Below are 21,071 nucleotides of genomic sequence, written 5' to 3'. Positions count from 1 at the left end.
TGCAGCTGCTGACCGCCCACGGGCTCCTGCACCTGCTCGGCTTCGATCACGCCGAGCCGGAGGAGGAGCGCGAGATGTTCGGCATCCAGCGCGACATCCTGGTCGGCTTCCACATCAGCGAGCGACGCCGCTAGAGCGCGCCGTGCCCACTCTCCAGCTCCTCATCGCCGCCCTCGCGCTCGTCGCCGTCGGCGGCTGGTTCGCCGCGACCGACGCCGCCCTCGGCGTCCTCTCGCGCAGCGACCTGCTCGACATGGCCCAGCACTCCCGCAGCGCCCGCGCTCTCCGCGCGATCGCGGGCGACATGAGCGCCCACGTCAACGTCGTCAACTTCTCGCGGATCGCGGCCGAGACGACGGCCGCGGTGTTCGTCACCACGGTGCTGGTCGTCGAGGTCCCGCAGCTCTGGCTCGCGCTCCTGCTGGCGGTCCTGATCATGGCGGCGGTCTCGTTCGTCCTGGTCGGCTCCAGCCCCCGCAGCGTCGGGCGCGCCAACGCCCGCGCGGTCCTGTCCACCAGCGCCTCGCTCGTGCACGTGCTCCGGCTCGCGCTGGGTCCGGTCGCGCACGGGCTCGTGGCCCTCGGCAACCGGGTGACCCCGGGGACCGGGCGCTCGGCGGGGTTCTCCTCCGAGGAGCAGCTGCTCAGCATGGTCGACGAGGCGACCGAGCAGGACGTGCTCGAGCAGGACGACCGCGAGCTGATCCACTCGATCTTCGAATTCAACGACACCTTCGTCCGCGAGGTGATGGTGCCCCGCACCGACATGGTGACGATCGAAGCGACCTCCTCCGTCGGCGCCGGCATGGGGCTCCTGCTGAGCCGCGGCATCTCCCGGCTCCCCGTCATCGGCGACGGCGTCGACGACGTCCTCGGCGTGCTCTACCTGCGCGACGTGGCCCGGCACACCTACGAGCGGCCGGACGACGACGACACGGTCGCCGATCTCGCGCGCCCCGCGCTGTTCGTGCCCGAGTCGAAGAAGGCCGACGAGCTGCTCCGCCAGATGCAGCTCGAGTCCAACCACCTCGCGATGGTGGTCGACGAGTACGGCGGCATCGCGGGCCTGGTGACGCTCGAGGACCTGATCGAGGAGCTCGTCGGCGACATCTCCGACGAGTACGACCGCGAGGTCGACCTCTTCGAGGAGACGGCGCCCGGGGTCTACCGCGTCTCGGCGCGCCTGCCGGTGGACGAGCTCGGCGAGCTGTTCGAGCTCGACCTCGAGGACGACGACGTCGACTCGGTCGGCGGACTGCTGACCAAGGCCTACGGGCGCCTCCCCGAGCGCGGCGCGACGGCGCGGATCGGCGGAGTGCTGCTCGAGGCCGAGCAGGCGGACCCGCGCCGTGGGACCATCTCCACGGTGATCGTCCGCCGCGATCCCGATCTGGACACCGCCGGCGAGCCCGGCACCGGCCCCGTCGCGATCATCGCGGACGGCGGCACCACTACCCCCAGCCCGAGCACGGCTCCCACCCGCGGAGCCACGGGCGATCAGCACGAGGACGCACGATGACCGACACCACTCCCGCCGCCGCTCCCTACCGGGCGGGCTTCGTGTCCTTCGTCGGCCGCCCGAACGTGGGCAAGTCGACGCTCACGAACGCCCTCGTCGGCGAGAAGATCGCCATCACGAGCTCGAAGCCCCAGACCACGCGGCGCGCTATCCGCGGAGTGGTGCACCGCACCGACGGCCAGCTGATCGTCGTCGACACCCCCGGCATCCACCGGCCGCGCACGCTTCTCGGCGAGCGGCTGAACTCGCTCGTCACCTCGACCCTCGGCGACGTCGACGTCATCGGGATGCTGTTCCCGGCGGACGAGCCGATCGGCCCCGGAGACCGCTTCATCAACGAGCAGCTCGACTCCTTCCCGCGCGCCCGGAAGGTCGCGATCGTCTCGAAGGTCGACCTCTCCTCGAAGAAGTCCGTGGCGAAGCAGCTGCTCGCCGTCTCGGAGCTCCGCGAGTGGGACACGATCGTGCCGATCTCGGCCGTGACCGAGGAGCAGCTGGACGTCCTGGCCGTCGAGCTCCTGCGCCTGATGCCGGTCTCGCCCGCCCTCTACCCGGAGGAGGCGGTGACCGACGAGGACCTGTCCTCGCGGATCGCCGAGTTCATCCGCGAGGCCGCCCTCGAGGGCGTCTCGGACGAGTTGCCGCACTCCCTCGCCGTGACGCTCGACGACATGGTCGAGCGCGAGGACGGCTCGCTGGTCGACATCTACGCCAACGTCTTCGTGGAGCGCGACAGCCAGAAGGGCATCATCATCGGCAAGGGCGGCCAGCGCCTGCGCGAGGTGGGAGCCGTCTCCCGCGAGCAGATCGAGCGCCTGCTGGGCCGCCGCGTGTTCCTCTCGATCCGGGTGAAGGTCGCCAAGGAGTGGCAGCGCGACCCGAAGCTCCTGGGGCGCCTGGGCTTCTGACGCCGGAGGGACGACGGCGGTCACCCTCCAGGACGACGCCCCCGGGCGCACGGACCCGTAGCGTGGTCCTCATGCGCGCCCTCCTCGACCGACCGGCGGCCCTGCCGATCGCCGGGGCGGTGCTCGCCGCGCTCCACCTGCTGCTCGGGCTCACCGGGGTCACTCCGACCGAGCGGATCGCCGGCGGCCTCGTGCTGGCGCTGGCCCTCGCGGTCGCGGGCTTCCTGCCCGCGCTCGCCCCCTCGCTCGTCGCGGTCGGCGCGCTCGCCGACGGGGGCGTCCTCCTGGGCGGCATCCCCGTCGACGGGGTGCTCGTCGGCCTGGTCGTCCTCTGGCAGACGACCCGCCGCGTGGGGCCCTGGACCCGTGCCCTGGCGCTCGCGGGCGGCCTCATCCTCGCCGGGATCGGCGGCGTCACCGTCGCGCTCGGCCTCTCCGGTCCGCTCGATCCGTCCGGGCTCCCCGCCCGCGTGGAGTTCGTGGTCCTCGCCCTGGTCGCCCTCGCAGTCGCCTCCGTGCTCGGTGCGGCGAAGGTCCTCGTGTACCTCAACGCGCTGCGGGCGCCGGTCCTCGCGGGCGATCGGATCGACGCGCTGCTGACCCGGGTCGCCGGCCCGCAGGACCCCTTCGCGGTGGGGGTCGCCGGCGGTCAGGCGCTGGTGCTCCTCCTCGTCGCCGGCCTCCCGTTCGCCGGGGTGGACGGCGCGATGCAGCTGCTGGTCGCGGGCGTGCTCGCGGTCGCGCTGGTACTGCACCGGCGGTCACCGGTCCTCGCCCTCTCGATCGCCTGGGCCGGTGCCGCCCTGCAGATGAGCGCGAGCCTCACTCCCGGACCGGCGGATCTGGCCATCCTGGCCGTCCTCTTCGGCGCCGGCGCGTCGGAGTCGCGACGGGTGCGGATCGCGGGCGCGGTGTCGGCCGTCCTCGGCGCCGTGGTCGCCGTGGTCTACCTCGTCCTCGTCTTCGACCTCGTCGCGAGCGCCTACGACGGCCTGCTGTCGGCCGGAGCCACCTTCGGCGGGATCCTCGCGACGCTCGGCCTCTCCTGGACCATCGGCCTGCTCTCGCGGGCGGTCCGCCGGGCCCGGGAGGGCCAGACCCTGCGCGCGCAGGCCGAGCAGGAGCGCGCCCGAGCGCAGCGCGAGCTCGACACCGTGGAGGAGCGCAACCGGATCGCCCGCGACATGCACGACGTCGTCGCCCACTCCCTCGCCGTGGTGATCGCGCAGGCCGACGGCGCGCGCTACCTCGGCGCCACGAGTCCCGAGCAGACCGACGCCGCCCTGCTCACCATCTCCTCCGTCGCGCGGGACGCCCTCGGTGACGTCCGCGTGCTCCTCGCGCAGCTGCGGCACTCGCAGAGCGACGGTCCGCAGCCCGGCGCACGCGATCTGCCGGCCCTCCTCGACAGCGTGGGCGGCGCCGGCGCCCCCGTCCGCGCCGAGCTCGACGTCGACCTCGAGGCCGTGCCGCGCGCCGTCGGGCTCGCCCTCTACCGCATCGCCCAGGAGGCGACCACGAACGCGCTCCGGCACGGGCGCCCGGGCTCCCCGCTCGACATCGCCCTGCGCCAGGACGGCGGCCAGCTCGCCCTGACGGTGCGGAACGCCCGGTGCGCCGACGCCGAGCGCGACTCCCTGCCCGGTGAGGGCCACGGCCTGGTCGGCATGCGCGAGCGCGCCGCGCTCGTCGGGGGAGTGCTCGCCGCCGGCCCGGTCGGGGACGACTTCGTCGTCGACGCGCGCCTGCCCTCCTCCCCGTCCCTCGCCCGCACCGCCCTACCCCTCGCCTCCGGAGGCAGCCCCGCATGACCGACACCATCCGCCTCGTCCTCGTCGACGACCAGGCCCTCTTCCGCGCCGGCATCCGCATGCTGCTCGGCTCGCAGCCCGACCTCGAGGTGGTCGGCGAGGCCTCGGACGGGGCGGAGGGCGCGGAGCTGGTCGCGCGGCTGGCCCCCGACGTCGTGCTGATGGACATCCGGATGCCGGGCGTCGACGGGATCGAGTCGACGCGGCGGATCCTCGCGGACGCGCAGGAGCGGCGGGTCGAGCCTCCGCGCATCCTCGTGCTGACCACCTTCGACCTCGACGAGGCCGCCGCGCGCGCCATCCGGGCGGGTGCGAGCGGCTTCCTCCTGAAGGACACGGAGCCCGGCTTCCTCCTCGCCTCCGTCCGCACCGTGCACGCGGGGACCGCCGTGGTCGCCGCCTCCGCGACCCGCGAGCTCTTCGAGCACTTCGGAGCGGCGGGCAGCGGACGCGAGACCCCGCCCGCCTTCGCGACCCTCACCGACCGCGAGCGCGAGATCTTCCACCTGGCCGCGCGGGGGATGAGCAACACCGAGATCGCGCGCGCCGAGTTCCTGAGCGAGGCGACGGTGAAGACGCACATCAGCCGCACCCTCGGCAAGCTCGGCCTGCGCGACCGCGTGCAGCTGGTGGTCTACGCCTACGAGAACGGCCTGGTCTCCTAGAGCGGGACGCCGGGGTGACGCGCCGCGGGGGCGGTGCTACCCTGACCGGGTGCGCTTCGGACAGCTCCTCCTTCTCCGCCGCGACGAGATCTGATCCTCAGGCCATCCTCGTCGCGGAGTCCGTCGTCGGCTGAACCATCCCTCGCCCGCGAGGTCGATCCGCATCCGGATCCCCGCGAGACCGCCCGACCGGCACCGCCCACCAGCGGAGCCGCACGCGAGCGGGATCGGTCACGAGCGAGAACAGACACGTGCGCACCACTGCGCCGGGAGAGCACCTCATGCTGAACAACCAGAAGCCGTCGCCCATGCCGATCGGCAAGTACCGTCCCTTCCACGAGCTGATCGCCGTGGACCTGCCCGACCGCACCTGGCCGTCGAAGCGCATCACGACCGCGCCCCGCTGGTGCGCCGTGGACCTCCGCGACGGCAACCAGGCGCTCATCGACCCGATGAGCCCCGAGCGCAAGCGCATCATGTTCGATCTGCTGGTCCGGATGGGCTACAAGGAGATCGAGGTCGGGTTCCCGAGCGCGAGCCAGACCGACTTCGACTTCGTGCGCAGCCTCATCGAGGAGGGCGCGATCCCCGAGGACGTCACCATCCAGGTGCTGACCCAGGCCCGCGACCACCTGATCGAGCGCACCTACGAGTCGATCCGCGGCGCGCGCCAGGCGATCGTGCACCTCTACAACTCCACGAGCGTGCTGCAGCGCGAGGTCGTGTTCCGCAAGGACCGTCAGGGCATCATCGACATCGCGCTGGCCGGCGCCCGCAAGTGCCGCGAGATGGAGTCGACCGTCCCCGGCACGGCCGTCTACTACGAGTACTCGCCCGAGAGCTACACCGGCACCGAGCTCGACTTCGCCCGCGAGATCTGCGACCGGGTCGTCGAGGTCTTCGAGCCGACTCCCGAGCGCAAGGTCATCCTGAACCTGCCCGCCACCGTCGAGATGGCCACCCCGAACGTCTACGCAGACTCGATCGAGTGGATGAGCCGCAACCTCGCGCAGCGCGAGAACATCGTGCTGTCGCTGCACCCCCACAACGACCGCGGCACGGCCGTGGCGGCGGCCGAGCTGGGCTACCTGGCCGGTGCCGACCGGATCGAGGGCTGCCTCTTCGGCAACGGCGAGCGCACCGGCAACGTCGATCTGGTCGCGTTGGGCGTGAACCTGTTCACCCAGGGGATCGACCCGCAGATCGACTTCAGCGACATGGACGGCATCAAGCGCACCGCCGAGTACTGCAACCAGCTGCCCGTGCCCGAGCGCAGCCCCTGGGCGGGCGACCTGGTCTTCACCGCCTTCAGCGGCTCGCACCAGGACGCCATCAAGAAGGGCTTCGAGGCGATGCAGGCTGAGGCCGAGCGGACCGGCCGCAGCGTCGACGAGCTCACCTGGGCCGTGCCCTACCTGCCGGTGGACCCGAAGGACCTGGGCCGCTCCTACGAGGCGGTCATCCGCGTCAACTCGCAGTCCGGCAAGGGCGGAGTCGCGTACCTGCTGAAGACGGACCACGCGCTCGACCTGCCGCGCCGGCTGCAGATCGAGTTCTCGGGCGTCGTGCAGGCCAAGACCGACGCCGAGGGCGGCGAGGTCACGAGCGAGCAGATCTGGACGGTGTTCCAGGACGAGTACCTGCCCGCGCCCGCCGAGCGCGCCGACGAGAAGTGGGGCCGCTTCGAGCTGCTGCGCACGAACACGTCGAGCGATCTGGGCGGCAGCATCGCGCTGGACGCGGTCCTCCGGGTGGGCGACGAGCGCGTCTCGGCCAGCTCGCGGGGCAACGGCCCGATCAACGCCTTCGAGGCCGTGCTGGAGCAGCAGGGCGTCGAGGTCCGGGTCCTCGACTACGTCGAGCACGCGCTCAGCGCCGGCGGCGACGCGCTGGCCGCCTCGTACGTCGAGTGCACGGTGAACGGCCGCACCCTGTGGGGCGTGGGCGTGGACGCCGACATCTCGACCGCCTCCCTCAAGGCCATCGTCTCGGCCGTCAACCGCGCCCTGCGCGAGGAGGTCCCGGTCCGCGAGCTGGCCGGCGCCTCCGCCTGATCGGGCCCGATCCCCGCCGGGGGAGCCGTGATGCGTCGCGGCTCCCCCGGCGTTCCCGTGCGCGGACCGCGCGGGACTCCGCTCCCTGCGTCCGGGTCGGCCGCCGCTAGGTCCGGCGGCGCCAGCGCAGGCGCGGCACCCCGCTGAGCGCGCGCTGCTCCGGCAGGCTCCAGCCGTAGCGGACCGCGAGCAGGCGGATGACCGTGGTCACGCCCACCGCGAGCGGCGCGGCGAAGTCGATCGTCACTCCGAAGCGCAGCGCGAGGACCAGGACGCCCGTGCCCACCGAGGCGGCGACCGCGTAGAGCGAGCCGACGTGCATCAGCGCGATCGGCCGGTTCAGCAGGATGTCGCGGACGACGGATCCGCCGACGGCCGAGACGGTGCCGACGAACACGGCCGGCACCTCCGGCACGCCGAGCGACAGGGCCTTCGTGGTGCCGATCGCGCCGAAGAGTCCGAGGGTCAGCGCGTCGAGGGCGGTGATCGTCCCGTCGACCCGGTTCAGCAGGTGCTGGAGCAGCATCCCGAGCAGGGAGGCGGTCACCGCGACGATCAGGTACGCGTCGGTGTGCAGGGCCACCAGGGGCGTCTGGAGCAGCAGATCGCGGAGCACGCCGCCGCCGAGGCCGGTGGCCGTGCCGATGATCGTGACGCCGAGCAGGTCGATCCGGCGGTCGCGGAACTCGCCCGCGAACATCGCGCCCTGGAGGCAGCCGATGGCGATCGCGAGCAGGTCGGCCCAGGCCGGGATCTCGAAGAGGGAGGCTGCCACCCGGACATCGTTCCACGGCGCGGGCCCTGCTCCGGCCGGGCTGCCAGCCGGGTGTCGGGGGTCGGGGGGATAATCGGAGGATGCCCACCTATCGCGACGAAGCCGTGGTGCTCCGCACGCACAAGCTGGGCGAGGCCGACCGCATCGTGACGCTGCTCTCGCGCAGCCACGGCAAGATCCGCGCGGTGGCGAAGGGCGTGCGCAAGACCGGCTCCAAGTTCGGCTCGCGGCTCGAGCCGTTCATGGTCGCCGACCTCCAGCTCTACGAGGGCCGGAGCCTCGACATCGTCACGCAGGCCGAGTCGCTCGGCGCCTACGGTGCGCTGATCGCGGCCGACTACGACAGCTACACGGCGGCGAGCGCGATGGTCGAGACGGCGGACCGCCTCACCGACGCGGACGCCTCCCTGCAGCAGTACCTGCTGCTCGTCGGGGCCCTGCGCTCGCTCTCGAAGCACGAGCACGAGCCGGTGCTGACGCTCGACTCCTACCTCCTGCGGGCGCTCTCGATCGCGGGCTGGGCGCCCAGCTTCGAGGACTGCGCGCGCTGCGGCGCCCCCGGGCCCCACGGCGCGGTCGTGGTGCAGCTCGGAGGCGTCGTCTGCGCCGACTGCACGCCGCCCGGAGCACCGCGGGTCGCTCCGGAGGTCGTGGTCCTGCTGGGTGCGCTGCTCACGGGAGACTGGGCCCACGCCGAGACCACCGAGCCGACCACGCGGTCGCGGGCGAGCGGAGTGGTCGCCGCCTACACGCAGTTCCACCTCGAACGCGGTCTGAGATCCCTGGAGCACGTCACCCGATGAAGCCCTTCACCCACAAGGACGCCGAGCCGTACCGCCCTCTCGACTGGACCGGGATCCATCCGCCCGCGATCCCGCGGAAGGCCGTTCCGGGGCACGTCGCCATCGTGATGGACGGCAACGGCCGCTGGGCGAACTCCCGCGGCCTGACTCGGATCGAGGGGCACAAGCGCGGCGAGACGGCGCTGCTGGACGTCGTGGCCGGAGCGATCCAGATCGGCGTGAAGCACCTCAGTGTCTACGCGTTCTCGACCGAGAACTGGAAGCGCTCGCCCGAGGAGGTGCGCTTCCTGATGGGCTTCAACCGCGACGTGCTGCACCGCCGCCGCGATCAGCTCAACGAGTGGGGCGTGCGCATCCGCTGGGCCGGCCGGAAGCCGCGCCTGTGGGCGTCGGTGATCAACGAGCTGCAGTTCGCCGAGCGGATGACCGCGGACAACGACGTGCTCACCCTCACCATGTGCGTCAACTACGGCGGGCGCACCGAGATCGCCGACGCGGTGCAGCGGCTCGCCGCCGAGGTCCAGGCAGGGCGGCTCAAGCCCTCCGGCATCTCCGAGAAGACGATCGCCAAGGCGCTCTACGTGCCCGAGATGCCGGACGTCGACCTCTTCGTGCGCTCCTCCGGCGAGCAGCGCACCAGCAACTTCCTGCTCTGGCAGAGCGCCTACGCCGAGATGGTGTTCCTCGACCGGCTCTGGCCGGACTTCACGCGGACCGACCTCTGGGACGCGATCGAGCACTACTCCGGCCGCTCCCGTCGCTTCGGCGGCGCGGTCGACGTGCCGGGGGCCTCCTCGTGATCCGGGCCGGGATCGTCGGCTTCGGGCTCGCCGGCAGCGTCTTCCACGGTCCGTTCCTCGCGGCCGACCCGGCGTTCGAGGTCGTCGCCGTCTCCACCCGCGACGCCGGTCGGAGGGCCGCGGCCTCCGCCGCGCATCCGGAGGCCCGGATCGTGCCCGACCTCGACGCGGTGCTCGCCGAGCGGCCGGAGCTGGTCGTGCTCGCCTCGCCGCCGTCGGTGCACCGGGAGCAGGCCGTCCGGGTGCTCGAGGCCGGGGTCGCCGTCGTGATCGACAAGCCCTTCGCACCGAGCACGGCCGACGCGGACGCGATCATCGCCGCCTCCGAGCGGAGCGGTGCGCCCGTCTTCGTCTTCCAGAACCGGCGCTGGGACGCCGATCTGCTCACGCTCCGCCGCCTCCTGGGCGAAGGGGTCCTCGGCGAGGTCCTCCGCTTCGAGTCGACCTTCGAGCGCTGGAGCGCGCCGAAGACGGGCCGGTGGCAGAGCGAGACGGGTCCGGCCGAGGGCGGCGGGATCCTCTTCGATCTCGGCAGCCACCTGGTCGACCAGGCGCTGCTGCTGTTCGGCCCGGCGGTCGTCACGGCGGCCGAGACCCGGACCGTCCACGAGGGCTCGGCGAGCGAGGACGACGCGTTCGTCTCGCTCCTGCATCACAGCGGCGTCCGCTCCCACCTCACCATGAGCCGCGTCGCCCGGGCGACCGGCCCCCGCTTCCGCGTGCTCGGCACCCGCGCCGCCTTCAGCGTCGACGGTCTCGATCCGCAGGAGACCGCGCTCCGCACCGGCGGCGCCCGACCGGACGACGACGGCTTCGGCGAGGTCGCGCCGGAGGGATGGGGCGTCCTCGTCGACGACTCCGGCGCACACCCCGTGCCGAGTGAGCGGGGACGCTACGCCGCGTTCCTCGAGCAGGTCGCGCGGTCGCTCCAGGACGGCGCTCCCTCGCCGGTCGACGTGCGCGAGGCCCGCGAGGTCGTCGCCGTGCTCGAGCAGGCGCACGCCCTCGCCGCCCGCTGACCGGGCCCGCCGCCGACGCGCCCGGTCGCTCCCCGGTCTTGGCGATCCGGCTCCGGAGCGTCATCCTCGAGAGGTGAGCACCGCACTGCCGAACTCCGCCGACCTGCGCGCGCGCTTCGCCGGTGCCCGCGGCTACCACAACGCCTGCACCCTCGGCCTGCCGCCGCGGGAGACCGTCGAGGCGCTGCGGGCGGACCTCGACGGCTGGTCGTCCGGGGAGAGCACGGCCGCCGCCTACGGCGCTGTCGCCGAGCGCGCGCGTGCCTCGTTCGCCGCGATCGCCGGCGTCCCGGTCGACCGTGTCGCGATCGGCTCGCAGACCTCCGCCATGGCCGCCGTGCTCGCCGCCTCGCTGCCCGACGGGGCCCGCGTGCTCTGCGTGGACGGCGACTTCTCCTCCATCGTGTTCCCCTTCCTCGCCCAGGCGCACCGCGGAGTGACCGTGCGCTCCGTCGCGCTCGAGGCGCTGGCCGACTCCGTCGAGGACGGGGACGACCTCGTCGTCTTCTCCGCCGTGCAGTCCAGCAGCGGAGCGCTCGCCGATCTCGACGCCGTCCTCGAGGCGGCCGCGCGCCACGGAGTGCGGACCGCGTGCGACCTCACGCAGGCGGCCGGCGTCCTGCCGGTCGACGCCTCCCGCTTCGACGCGACCCTCACCCACGCCTACAAGTGGCTGTGCTCGCCGCGCGGAGTGGCGTTCCTCACCGTCTCGCCCGCCTACGCGGCCGAGCTCGTCCCCGTGCAGGCGGGCTGGTACTCGGGGGAGGACGTGTGGTCGTCCTGCTACGGACCGGCCATGCACCTGGCCGAGAACGCCCGCCGCTTCGACGTCTCGCCGGCCTGGCAGGCGTTCGCCGGCGCCGAGGCGTCGCTCGCTCTGTTCCGCTCGCTCGACCTCGACGCGGTCTGGGCGCACGCCTCCGGCCTCGGCGACCTGCTGTGCGAGCGGCTGGACCGGGAGCCTCAGCACCGGGCGCTCGTGTCCTGGCCGGACGAGGGGGGAGCGGACCTGGAGCTGCTGCAGGCCGCGGGTCTGCGCGTCTCGGGCCGCGGCGGCCGGCTCCGCATCGCCTTCCACCTCTGGAACGACGAGTCCGACGTGGACGAGCTCGTCCGCGTGCTGCGGGAATAGCGGGGCGCCCCCTCCGTTGTCCTGGGGGTGAGTGCTGAGCCGAGCCCCCTGTCCGTCGACGTCTGGTCCGACATCGCCTGCCCCTGGTGCTACATCGGGAAGCGCCGGTTCGAGCGCGGTCTCGAGGCCTTCCGCGCCGCGCACCCCGAGGCTCCGGAGGTCGTCGTGGAGTACCGCAGCTTCGAGCTCTCGCCGGACACGCCGGAGGACTACCGCGGGGGAGAGGCGGCGTTCCTCGCCGAGCACAAGGGGATCCCGGAGGCGCAGGCGCAGCAGATGCTCGACTCCGTCACGGCGATCGCGGCGGGCGTCGGCCTCGACTACCACTTCGAGTCGGTGCGCCACGTCAAGACGGTCACCGCCCACCAGGCGCTCCACCACGCCAAGGAGAACGGACTGCAGCTCGAGCTCGTCGAGCGTCTCCTGAGCGCGTACTTCGTCGAGGGCCGCGACCTGGCCGATCCGGAGGTGCTCGCCTCGCTCGCCGGCGAGGTCGGGCTCGACCCGGCGGAGACGCGTCGCGCTCTCGAGGACCGGCGCTACCTCGGGCGGGTGCAGTCCGACATCGCCCAGGCCCGCGAGTACGGGATCTCGGGGGTGCCGTTCTTCGTCCTCGACGGGCGCTTCGGCGTCTCCGGCGCCCAGGAGCCGGCGGCGTTCACCGAGGTCCTCGAGCACGTGCTGGAGCAGCGGGCGGCCGTCGCGTGAGCGGGCCGTTCGAGATGCTGGGCGACTCCGGCGGGCCGTTGTGCGAGGACGGCGTCTGCGCCGTGCCGCCGGCCACGGAAGCGGAACCGCAGGCCGAGGTGCCGCCGATCAGCGCGGAGGCTCCTCCACGGTGATGTCGGCCACGGTCGCGCCGTAGGCGGCCACGAGGGCGTCCGCGTCGACGAAGGCGCTGCGCCCGTCGGCGCCGGCTCCCATCGCGACGCGGCGGCCGAGGATCCGCTCGTCGGCGTAGACCGGCCAGGCCGTCGTGGAGCCGATCGGGGTGATGGTGCCGCGCCGGTAGCCGGTCGCCTCGAGGGCGGCCGTCTCGTCCGGGAGGCGGAGCTTGTTCACTCCGACCACCGCGCGCAGCTTCGGCCACGCGATCTGCCGCCCGCCGGGGACGAGGGCGAACAGGTAGCCGCCGTCGTGGCGCTTCACCACGAGCGACTTCACGATGTCGCCGGGCTCGATGCCCAGCAGCGCGGCCGCCTCGTGCAGGCTGCCGGCAGCGGGCCTCTCCACGATCTCGACCGCCAGGCCGCGGGCGGACGCGTCCGCCTCCAGCCGCTGCGAACCGTCCTCCACAGGTGTGCTCCCGTTCATCTCTCCACCTCTCTGCTCGTCACTCCGCCTTCCCCAACACAGGATCTGGGAGAATCGATACCGATGTCCTCCACTCTCACGGCCGCCCCGCCCGCGCGCACCGCGCCGGCGCTCCGGATCGGCCCCCTCGAACTCGACGCGCCGGTGGTGCTCGCCCCCATGGCGGGCATCACCAACACGGCGTTCCGCCGCCTCTGCCGCGAGTTCGGCAACGGCCTCTACGTGAGCGAGATGATCACCTCCCGCGCGCTCGTCGAGCGCACGCCGGAATCGATGCGCCTCATCCGCCACCACCCCAGCGAGTCGGTGCGCTCGATCCAGCTCTACGGAGTGGACCCGGTCACCGTCGCCGAGGCGGTCACCATGCTCGTCGCCGAGGACCGGGCCGACCACATCGACCTCAACTTCGGCTGCCCCGTGCCCAAGGTCACCCGGAAGGGCGGGGGAGCGGCCCTGCCGTGGAAGCTCCCGCTGTTCCGGCAGATCGTCGAGGGCGCCGTGAAGGCCGCCGGCGACGTCCCGCTCACCGTCAAGATGCGCAAGGGCATCGACCCGGACCACCTCACCTACCTCGAGGCCGCCCGTGCCGCCGAGGGCGCCGGAGTCGCGTCGATCGCGCTGCACGCGCGCACCGCCTCCGAGTTCTACAGCGGGCACGCCGACTGGTCGGCGATCGCCACGCTCAAGGAGACGGTCACAAGCGTGCCCGTGCTGGGCAACGGCGACATCTGGTCGGCCGAGGACGCGCTGCGGATGATGGCCGAGACGGGCTGCGACGGAGTCGTCGTCGGTCGCGGCTGCCTCGGGCGCCCCTGGCTCTTCGGCGACCTCGCCGCCGCGTTCGCCGGCTCCGACGAGCGGTTCCGCCCTTCGCTCGGACAGGTCGCCGAGGCGTTCCGCCGCCACGCGGAGCTGCTCGTCGACTTCTTCGAGAGCGAGGAGCGCGGCTGCCGCGACATCCGCAAGCACGTCGCCTGGTACTTCAAGGGCTACGCCGTCGGCGGCGACCTCCGCGCTCGCCTGGCCACCGTCGAGTCGCTCGCGCAGCTCGACGAGCTCCTGGCGACGCTCGACTGGACGCAGCCCTATCCGGGCGAGGCGGCCGAGGGGCAGCGGGGCCGCGCCGGCTCGCCCAAGGTCCCCTCCCTCCCGGACCGCTGGCTCGAGTCCCGCGAGCTCGACGCCGGGCAGCGCGACGCGGTCTCGGCCGCCGAGATCCACAACAGCGGTGGATGACCGCGCGCTCTGGGGGTATTCGCTCGTCGACACCGAGCGATTCCTGCCGGAGGACCACTCGACCCGCCGCTCCGACTTCGCCCGCGACCGCGCCCGGCTCTTCCACTCCAGCGCGCTCCGCCGCCTGGCCGCGAAGACCCAGGTGCTCAGCCCCACGGCGGGCGTCGACTTCGCGCGCAACCGCCTGACCCACTCGCTCGAGGTGGCGCAGATCGGCCGGGAGCTCGCCACGAGCCTCGACCTCGACCCCGACGTCGTCGACACGGCCTGCCTCGCGCACGACATCGGGCATCCGCCGTTCGGGCACAACGGCGAGCGCGCGCTCAACACCTGGGCCGAGGGGATCGGCGGCTTCGAGGGCAACGCGCAGACCTTCCGGCTGCTCACGCGGCTCGAGCCGAAGGTGTTCGGCGACGACGCCCGCCCCTACGGGCTGAACCTCACCCGCGCCAGCATCGACGCGAGCTGCAAGTACCCCTGGCCCGACACGCGCTCGGTCGCGGACCCGTCGGGGCGCGCCAAGTTCGGGTTCTACGCCGACGACGCCCCCGCGTTCGCCTGGATGCGCGAGGGCGCCCCCGAGGGGGTGCGCTGCATCGAGGCCGAGGTGATGGACCTCTCGGACGACATCGCGTACTCCGTGCACGACTTCGAGGACGCGGTGGTCTCCGGCTACATCGACGTCGAAGCACTCGGCTCCCGCGCCGACCACGAGGACCTCGTGCAGTCGATGCACTCCTGGGTCGGCGGGGAGGTCGGCCACGACGAGCTCGTCGCCGCCTTCGACCGTCTCGACTCGCTCGACGTGTGGGTCTCCTCCTGGGACGGCTCCCGCCGCGACCAGGCCCGGCTCAAGAACCTCACCAGCCAGCTCATCGGCCGCTTCGCCGCCGCCGCCACCGAGGCCACCCGCGAGGCGTACCAGCACCCCGACCTCGTCCGCTTCGGCGGCCACGTCGTCGTCCCCCGCGAGCAGCAGGCCGAGATCGCCGTGCTCAAGGGGATCGTCGCGACGTTCGTGATGTCGCGGAACACCCGCCAGCCCATCTACGCCCAGCAGCGCGAAGTCCTCACCCGCCTCGCCGACACCCTCCTCGACCGCGGCCCGGGAACCCTCGAGCCCGGCTTCGCCGAGGATTGGCACGCCGCCCCCGACGACGACGCCCGCCGCCGCGTCGTCGTCGACCAGGTCGCCAACCTCACCGACCAGAGCGCCCTCGCCTGGTTCGAGAGGCTGTGCTGATGCGCTGAGCCGGGCGGCGCCCGGCTCAGCTGTGCCGCCGGTCCCTGCCCGGCGTCACCGCGGTCGGCTTGTCGAGGTGGTGCGTTCCAGGGAGCGGGGTGCGTCCGCCTAGGGCGATCCGCTGTTGCGCGGATCGGCCGTTCGGCGGTGCTCGATCCCACGCCGGTCCTCGCCCGGCGTGGCGCGGTCGGCTTCTCGGGGTGGTGCGGTTCGTGGAGCGGGGTGCGTCCGCCTAGGGCGATCCGCTGGCACGCGGATCGGCCGTTCGGCGGTGCCGGTGGCACGCCGGTCCCTGCCCGGCGTGGCGCGGTCGGCGGTGCTCGATTCCACGCCGGTCCCTGCCCGGCGTGGCGCGGTCGGCGGTGCTCGATTCCACGCCGGTCCCTGCCCGGCGTGGCGCGGTCGGCTTGGCGACGTGGTGCGTTCCGTGGAGCGGGGTGCGTCCGCCTAGGGCGATCCGCTGGCACGCGGATCGGCCGTTCGGCGGTGCCGGTGCACGACGGTCACCGCGAGGCGTCACCGCGGTCGGCTTGTCGGGGTAGTGCGATTCGTGGAGCGGGGTGCGTCCGCCTGGGGCGATCCGCTGGCACGCGGATCGGCCGTTCAGCGGTGCCGGGGCACGCCGGTCACCGCCAGGCGTCACCGCGGTCGGCTTGTCGGGGTGGTGGGTTCCAGGGAGCCGGGTGCGTCGTCTGAGGCGATGTGCTGGTGTGCGGGTCGGCCGGTCGGCTCGGAGGGCGGGGAGGGCACCGCACCGCGAGGCGCGGAGGGGCGCGGGGCGGCGGGTACGGTGAGGGCGTGGGAGCGGAGCGGACACGGCAGCGGATCCTCGAGGCGGCGACGGAGGAGTTCGCGGCGGACGGGCTGGCGGGAGCGCGGGTCGACCGCATCGCGGCACGGTCGGCGATGAGCAAGCCGATGCTGTACTCGCACCGGCCGACGGCGCGCGACGCCGTCGCCGCCGTCGTCCGCGTCAGTGCGGAGGGGTACTCCGCGCCCGGCACTCCTGCCGGCTGCTTCGTGCTGAGCGAGCCGCGGCTCGAGGCCCGTCGCCGCGAGATGGAGGCGCTCGTCGCCGCACGAGTCGAGCGCGGGATCGAGGAGGGCGACGTGCCGCCGGAGACGGACGCCGGATCCGTCGCCGCCTTCGTCGTCGTCGTGCTCAGCGGGATGTCGACGCAGGCCCGCGACGGAGCACCGGCGGACCGCATCGCGGCCATCGGCGAGCTCGCACTCGGCGCGCTGCCGGAGGCCACGGGCGTGCGAGCCGCAGGGCGCACGCCGGGAGCTCCCGGATGAGGCCGCGTCGGCCCCGTCTCGGCCTCCTCGCCCTGGTCGTCGCGGGGCTGCTGCTGATCCAGCCCGCCGCGGCCTCGGCGGCACCGCTGCTCCCTCCCGCGAACGGCGTCCTCGACTACCAGCTGGGAGGCGCCTACGCTCCGGCGTCGAGCGTCACCATCGTCGACCGCGACCGCACGGACGCGCCCGCCGCCGGCCGCTACAGCATCTGCTACGTGAACGCCTTCCAGACCCAGCCCGGCGAGAGCGCCGCCTTCGCGAAGCGGCACCCCGAGCTCCTGGTGACGCGAGCGGACGGGAAGCCCCTCGCCGATCCGGGCTGGCCGGACGAGTACCTCTTCGACGTCTCGACCGCCGCGAAGCGGACCGCTCTGCTCGCGATCGTCGGCGCCTGGATCGACGGCTGCGCCGAGGACGGCTTCGACGCCGTCGAGGCCGATAATCTGGACAGCTACACCCGCTCGGGTGGGAGGCTGACCAAGTCGCAGGCGCTGGCGTTCGCCACCCTCCTGACGGCGCGCGCTCACCGCTCCGGCCTGGCGATCGGCCAGAAGAACGGAGCCGATCTCGCCGCTGCCGGGAAGGGGACGGTCGGCTTCGACTTCGCCGTCGTCGAGGAGTGCCAGGTCTACGACGAGTGCGCGGCGTACACGGACGTCTACGGGCGGCAGGTCTACGAGATCGAGTACACCGACAACGGCCGGTCCGCCTACTCCGAGGCCTGCGCCGCGCAGGGCCGGAGCATCTCGGTCACCCTCCGCGACCGCGACGTCGTCCCCCGTGGCGCACCGGGCTACGTGAACCGGCACTGCTGACGCCGGGCGGACGCTACCGCAGGGCTCCCAGCACGACGGCCGCGGCGCGGGCGACCAGCGCGTCGTCGTAGTCCGCCTCGGGGTCGTTGCGCGTCGAGAGGATCGACAGCACGACCGCGTCCCGCCCGGGAGGCGTCACCACGGCGACGTCGTTGCGGATCCCGCCGGCGCCCCCGGACTTGTCCGCGACGCTCCAGCCGGCCGGAGCGCCCGCCCGGACGAGAGTGTCGCCGGTCGCGTTGCCGCTCATCCAGTCGAGCAGGAGTGCCCGGTCCTCCGCGGACAGCACGTCACCTGTGGCGACAGCGGCGAGGTCGGCCGTGAACGCGGCCGGGGTGGTGGTGTCGTCGATGCTGCCGGGCTCGATCGTGTTCAGAGCGGGCTCCTCGCTCACCACCTCGGTGGTGGTGTCGCCGAGAGCCTCGAGTCCACGGTCGAGGGCGGAGGGTCCGCCGAGGCGCCGGAGGACAAGATTCAGCGCTGTGTTGTCGCTCCGGCGGACGGCCGCCTCGGCGAGCTGCGACAGCGGCAGGCCGGTGGCGGTGGCCTCCTCCGTGACGGGGGAGTAGCCCGCCGCCTCGACGTCGGCCACGGTCCAGGTGACCACCTCGTCCCGCTCGGCGGCGGGGACGGTGCGCAGGAACTCCGCCGCGGCGAGGGCTTTGAGGCTCGAGGCGAAGCCGAAGCGCTCGTCGGCCCGGTGATCGACCCGGCGACCCGAGCCGGTGTCGACGGCGCTGACGCCGATCCGGGCGTCGAACTCGTTCTCGAGCACGGCCAGCTCGGCGGAGACGTCGATCGGAGGAGGGGTGGCGGAGGACGCCGACGACGGCACGGAGGCGGACGACGGCGGCGCGACCGGGGCGTCCGCGGTGGTGGTGCATCCGGCGAGGGCCAGGAGGAGGGCGGAACCCGCGAGTGCGCGGAGGGTCCGCGACGACCCTCTCGAACGCTTCACAGCGCGGAGTAGACGACGAAGAAGGCGACGGCGGCCGCCGCGGTGACGCCGAGCGCCGCGAGCGAGACGAGTGCGCGCGGCCTCTTCCGCACGACGGCCAGGACGAGGAAGCCCGCGCCCAGGACGATCTGGAGCCACCAGTACACCGGACTCGTGGTGTCGGCGACCGCGCCCAGCGCCCAGACGCCCTCGCCGATCAGCACGCCCGAGAGCGGCGCGACAGCCAGGACGCGCCACGTCCTCGAGCCGTGGAGGGTGAGCGCGGCGGCGGCGCCCAGGATCGGCCCCGCGGGGACGGCGAGCAGCCAGAAGACGTCCGTGAAGGGAGGCGCGTAGCCGAAGCCGCGCGCCGCGGTCACCAGGTCGTAGCCCTCGAGCAGCGCCCAGAAGCTCAGCAGGCCGAGAGCGGTCGCCGCCGCCGGTCGGGCGCCGCCGAGGCGCGAGAGCGCGAACACGAGCATGGACCAGCCCCCGGAGGAGTTGGCGAACGAGCTCACCGACGGCGGGAGGGAGCCCTGCAGCAGGCTGGTGAGCCCGCCCAGGACGAGACCGCCGAGCAGGGCGACGAGCAGAGCACGCAGGAGAGGCGGGCGGGAGGCGGCAGGGGGCATGGGTCGATTCTCGGAGACGGCGGGCGGGTGCGGATCAGGGATGACCCTGATCTCGGGGTGCGGGTGGATCACAGGTCTCGGGGTGATCCGCGCCGCCCTGGTGCAGTTCTCCCCACCCCGGCTCGGCGGCCCCGGCGGCCGATACGATGGACCCCATGCCTCGGATCCGACAGTCAGATGTCGAGGAGGTCAAGGCGCGGGTGAACATCGGCGACGTGATCGGCGAGTACGTCACGCTGAAGTCGGCCGGCATCGGCTCGCTGAAGGGCCTCTGCCCCTTCCACGACGAGCGCAGCCCCAGCTTCCACGTCCGCCCGCAGGCCGGCTTCTACCACTGCTTCGGCTGCCAGGAGTCGGGCGACGTCTACAGCTTCATCATGAAGATGGACCACAGCTCGTTCAGCGAGACCGTCGAGCGCCTCGCCGGTCGGATCGGCTTCCCGCTGCAGTACGAGGACGGCGACGGCCGCGCGCCCGAGACCGGCGGGCGAGCGCGCCTCCTCGCCGCGAACGACGCCGCGGAGGAGTACTTCCGCGAGCAGCTCGCGACCCCGGGCGCCGACGTCGGCCGGCGCTTCCTCGGCGAGCGGGGCTTCGACCGCGCCGCCGCCGACCGCTTCGGCGTCGGCTTCGCACCCGACGGCTGGGACGGGCTCACGACCGCGCTCAAGCGCCGCGGCTTCTCGGAGGAGGAGCTGACCACGGCCGGCCTGGTCAGCAGCAACAACCGCGGCGGCGTCTACGACCGCTTCCGCGGCCGCCTCGTCTGGCCGATCCGCGACGTGACCGGCCAGACCGTCGGCTTCGGCGCCCGCCGCCTCCTCGAGGAGGACAAGGGCCCCAAGTACCTCAACACCCCCGAGACGCCCGTCTACCACAAGTCCCAGGTGCTCTACGGGCTCGACCTCGCCAAGCGGGACATCTCCCGCGGGCACCGGGTGGTCGTCGTCGAGGGCTACACGGACGTCATGGCCTGCCACCTCGCCGGCGTCACCACCGCGGTCGCCACCTGCGGCACCTCCTTCGGCGTCGACCACATCAAGGTGCTGCGCCGGGTGCTGGGCGACGACAGCGGCGTCGGCGAGGTCGTCTTCACCTTCGACCCCGACGCGGCGGGCCAGAAGGCGGCGATGCGCGCGTTCCAGGAGGAGCACCGCTTCGCCGCGCAGACCTTCGTCGCCGTCGCGCCCGAGGGCCTGGACCCCTGCGACCTCCGCCTGAACCGCGGAGACGACGCCGTCCGCCGCCTCATCGACGACAAGAAGCCGATGTTCGAGTTCGTTATCAGGCAGCTGCTGGACCGCTACGACCTCGAGACGGTCGAGGGCCGGATCGCGGCCCTGCGCGCGGCCGCCCCGGTCGTCGCCGAGATCCGCGACCCGGCGCTGCGGCCCGGCTACTCCCGCGAGCTCGCCCGGATGCTCGGCCTGGACATGGCCGAGGTCAACTCCGCCGTGCGCTCCGCCGGATCCCGGCCCCGCTCCTCCGGACCCGAGGGCCGCGACCAGCAGGGCGGGCGGGGCGGCGGCGAATCGTCCGCGGCCGAGGCGCCCCTCGGCGCGCGCATCGCCGACCTCCCCGTCGACGTCGTCACGCGCATCGAGCGCGAGGCGCTGATGGCGATGCTCCAGCTTCCGCAGGCGATGGGTCCGGAGCTCCTGGCCCGGGCGGCGCACGCGGCGGTCACCAACGAGACCCTCCGCGTGGTCCGCGACGCCGTGGTCGCGAACCTCGAGCGGGCGGAGGACCGCGACTGGGTCGAGCACGTCGCCGACGACGTCCCCGGCCCCTTCGCCTCGCTGGTGCACCAGCTCGCGGTGGCGCCGATCCCGGCCGCCGACGAGGAGGGGCTCGCCCGCTACTCCCGCGACGTGGCGATCTCGCTCATCGAGCGCGACCTGCTCCGCGAGATCGCCGAGCTGCGCGGGGCGCTCCAGCGCGCGTCCGCCGATCCGGTGATGGCGCGCGCGGTGCAGGTGCGCCTGGTCGAGCTCGAGCGCGAGAAGCGGGCGCTGCGCACGGAGTGAGCGTGTTGCGGTCGTGTGAAGAAATCGGCCGCACGCCCGTGCCGGTTCGGAGAGCGCTTCCAACTGTGTTACCTATGAGGAA

20 protein-coding genes are annotated in these 21,071 nt (G+C 73.2%); 16 read left to right on the top strand and 4 right to left on the bottom strand.

All coding sequences use genetic code 11. From position 1 onward, the window contains the following. From ybeY to leuA, 6 genes are all read left to right on the top strand, one after another. Window positions 1-134, top strand: a 134-nt coding sequence (gene ybeY, locus C5C49_RS02095) for an rRNA maturation RNase YbeY (RefSeq protein ID WP_181135686.1), incomplete at its 5' end; no start/stop codon positions are given. An 8-nt stretch (window positions 135-142) separates the two neighbouring features. Beyond that, window positions 143-1,519, top strand: coding sequence for a hemolysin family protein (locus C5C49_RS02090; RefSeq protein ID WP_104223425.1), 1,377 nt, complete (start codon window positions 143-145; stop codon window positions 1,517-1,519). After that, a complete protein-coding gene (gene era, locus C5C49_RS02085) occupies window positions 1,516-2,427 on the top strand; it encodes a GTPase Era (protein ID WP_104345292.1) in 912 nt (303 codons plus the stop codon). The genes C5C49_RS02090 and era overlap by 4 nt, the downstream gene beginning before the upstream one ends. Before the next feature lie 71 nt (window positions 2,428-2,498). Next, window positions 2,499-4,238: a sensor histidine kinase gene (locus tag C5C49_RS02080; RefSeq protein WP_146084818.1), complete on the top strand. Its 1,740-nt coding sequence runs from the start codon at window positions 2,499-2,501 to the stop codon at window positions 4,236-4,238. Next, complete coding sequence (locus C5C49_RS02075) at window positions 4,235-4,903, top strand: response regulator transcription factor (RefSeq protein ID WP_104234459.1); 669 nt, start codon at window positions 4,235-4,237, stop codon at window positions 4,901-4,903. Before C5C49_RS02080 ends, C5C49_RS02075 begins: the two co-directional genes overlap by 4 nt. A gap of 281 nt (window positions 4,904-5,184) precedes the next feature. After that, window positions 5,185-6,957: a 2-isopropylmalate synthase gene (leuA, locus tag C5C49_RS02070; RefSeq protein WP_104238221.1), complete on the top strand. Its 1,773-nt coding sequence runs from the start codon at window positions 5,185-5,187 to the stop codon at window positions 6,955-6,957. Between the two features lie 106 nt (window positions 6,958-7,063). Here the strand turns inward: leuA and C5C49_RS02065 are convergent, their stop codons facing one another. After that, window positions 7,064-7,732, bottom strand: coding sequence for a trimeric intracellular cation channel family protein (locus tag C5C49_RS02065; protein WP_104223430.1), 669 nt, complete (start codon window positions 7,730-7,732; stop codon window positions 7,064-7,066). A gap of 80 nt (window positions 7,733-7,812) precedes the next feature. Between C5C49_RS02065 and recO the strand changes: the two genes are divergently transcribed. The 5 genes from recO to C5C49_RS02040 all read left to right on the top strand — a co-directional run bounded on the left by recO (window position 7,813) and on the right by C5C49_RS02040 (window position 12,194). Beyond that, on the top strand, window positions 7,813-8,535 hold the full coding sequence (recO, locus tag C5C49_RS02060; protein ID WP_104223431.1) for a DNA repair protein RecO: 723 nt from the start codon (window positions 7,813-7,815) through the stop codon (window positions 8,533-8,535). Further along, window positions 8,532-9,335, top strand: a complete 804-nt coding sequence (locus tag C5C49_RS02055) for an isoprenyl transferase (RefSeq protein ID WP_104234456.1) — start codon at window positions 8,532-8,534, stop codon at window positions 9,333-9,335. The genes recO and C5C49_RS02055 overlap by 4 nt, the downstream gene beginning before the upstream one ends. After that, a complete protein-coding gene (locus tag C5C49_RS02050) occupies window positions 9,332-10,354 on the top strand; it encodes a Gfo/Idh/MocA family oxidoreductase (protein ID WP_104335068.1) in 1,023 nt (340 codons plus the stop codon). Before C5C49_RS02055 ends, C5C49_RS02050 begins: the two co-directional genes overlap by 4 nt. Before the next feature lie 73 nt (window positions 10,355-10,427). Next, on the top strand, window positions 10,428-11,486 hold the full coding sequence (locus C5C49_RS02045) for an aminotransferase class V-fold PLP-dependent enzyme (RefSeq protein ID WP_104283503.1): 1,059 nt from the start codon (window positions 10,428-10,430) through the stop codon (window positions 11,484-11,486). Between the two features lie 27 nt (window positions 11,487-11,513). Next, entirely contained in the window at window positions 11,514-12,194 is a 681-nt protein-coding gene (locus tag C5C49_RS02040) for a DsbA family protein (protein ID WP_104226692.1), read from the top strand. 108 nt (window positions 12,195-12,302) lie between these two features. On the opposite strand, the gene C5C49_RS02035 is transcribed toward C5C49_RS02040, so the two are convergent. After that, a complete protein-coding gene (locus C5C49_RS02035; protein WP_104223436.1) occupies window positions 12,303-12,800 on the bottom strand; it encodes an aminoacyl-tRNA deacylase in 498 nt (165 codons plus the stop codon). 63 nt (window positions 12,801-12,863) lie between these two features. Here C5C49_RS02035 and dusB point away from each other — a divergent pair, with 63 nt between their 5' ends. The 4 genes from dusB (at window position 12,864) to C5C49_RS02015 (ending at window position 17,393) form a co-directional block, all read left to right on the top strand. After that, window positions 12,864-14,036 (top strand): tRNA dihydrouridine synthase DusB, encoded by a 1,173-nt coding sequence (gene dusB / locus C5C49_RS02030; protein ID WP_104223437.1) that lies wholly within the window; start codon window positions 12,864-12,866, stop codon window positions 14,034-14,036. Beyond that, window positions 14,029-15,279, top strand: a complete 1,251-nt coding sequence (locus tag C5C49_RS02025) for a deoxyguanosinetriphosphate triphosphohydrolase (protein ID WP_104223438.1) — start codon at window positions 14,029-14,031, stop codon at window positions 15,277-15,279. Before dusB ends, C5C49_RS02025 begins: the two co-directional genes overlap by 8 nt. Window positions 15,280-16,077: 798 nt before the next feature. After that, a complete protein-coding gene (locus C5C49_RS17240) occupies window positions 16,078-16,578 on the top strand; it encodes a TetR family transcriptional regulator (RefSeq protein ID WP_181135685.1) in 501 nt (166 codons plus the stop codon). Beyond that, window positions 16,575-17,393, top strand: a complete 819-nt coding sequence (locus C5C49_RS02015; protein ID WP_104345289.1) for an endo alpha-1,4 polygalactosaminidase — start codon at window positions 16,575-16,577, stop codon at window positions 17,391-17,393. The genes C5C49_RS17240 and C5C49_RS02015 overlap by 4 nt, the downstream gene beginning before the upstream one ends. A 13-nt stretch (window positions 17,394-17,406) precedes the next feature. Here the strand turns inward: C5C49_RS02015 and bla are convergent, their stop codons facing one another. Both bla and C5C49_RS02005 read right to left on the bottom strand, forming a co-directional pair. After that, a complete protein-coding gene (bla, locus tag C5C49_RS02010) occupies window positions 17,407-18,351 on the bottom strand; it encodes a class A beta-lactamase (RefSeq protein WP_104345288.1) in 945 nt (314 codons plus the stop codon). Then, window positions 18,348-18,962, bottom strand: a complete 615-nt coding sequence (locus C5C49_RS02005) for a DUF6518 family protein (protein ID WP_181135684.1) — start codon at window positions 18,960-18,962, stop codon at window positions 18,348-18,350. The genes bla and C5C49_RS02005 overlap by 4 nt, the downstream gene beginning before the upstream one ends. Window positions 18,963-19,117: 155 nt before the next feature. Between C5C49_RS02005 and dnaG the strand changes: the two genes are divergently transcribed. Then, the gene (gene dnaG / locus C5C49_RS02000) at window positions 19,118-20,989 is read left to right on the top strand and encodes a DNA primase (RefSeq protein WP_104345287.1); all 1,872 of its coding nucleotides are present in this window, start codon (window positions 19,118-19,120) and stop codon (window positions 20,987-20,989) included. Window positions 20,990-21,071 lie beyond the last annotated feature (82 nt).

The sequence above is a fragment of the Rathayibacter sp. AY1E2 genome, assembly GCF_002932325.1.
Lineage (GTDB): Bacteria > Actinomycetota > Actinomycetes > Actinomycetales > Microbacteriaceae > Rathayibacter.
Note: the sequence above shows the minus strand (reverse complement) of the source record. Positions and strands in the feature narration are given on the sequence as shown.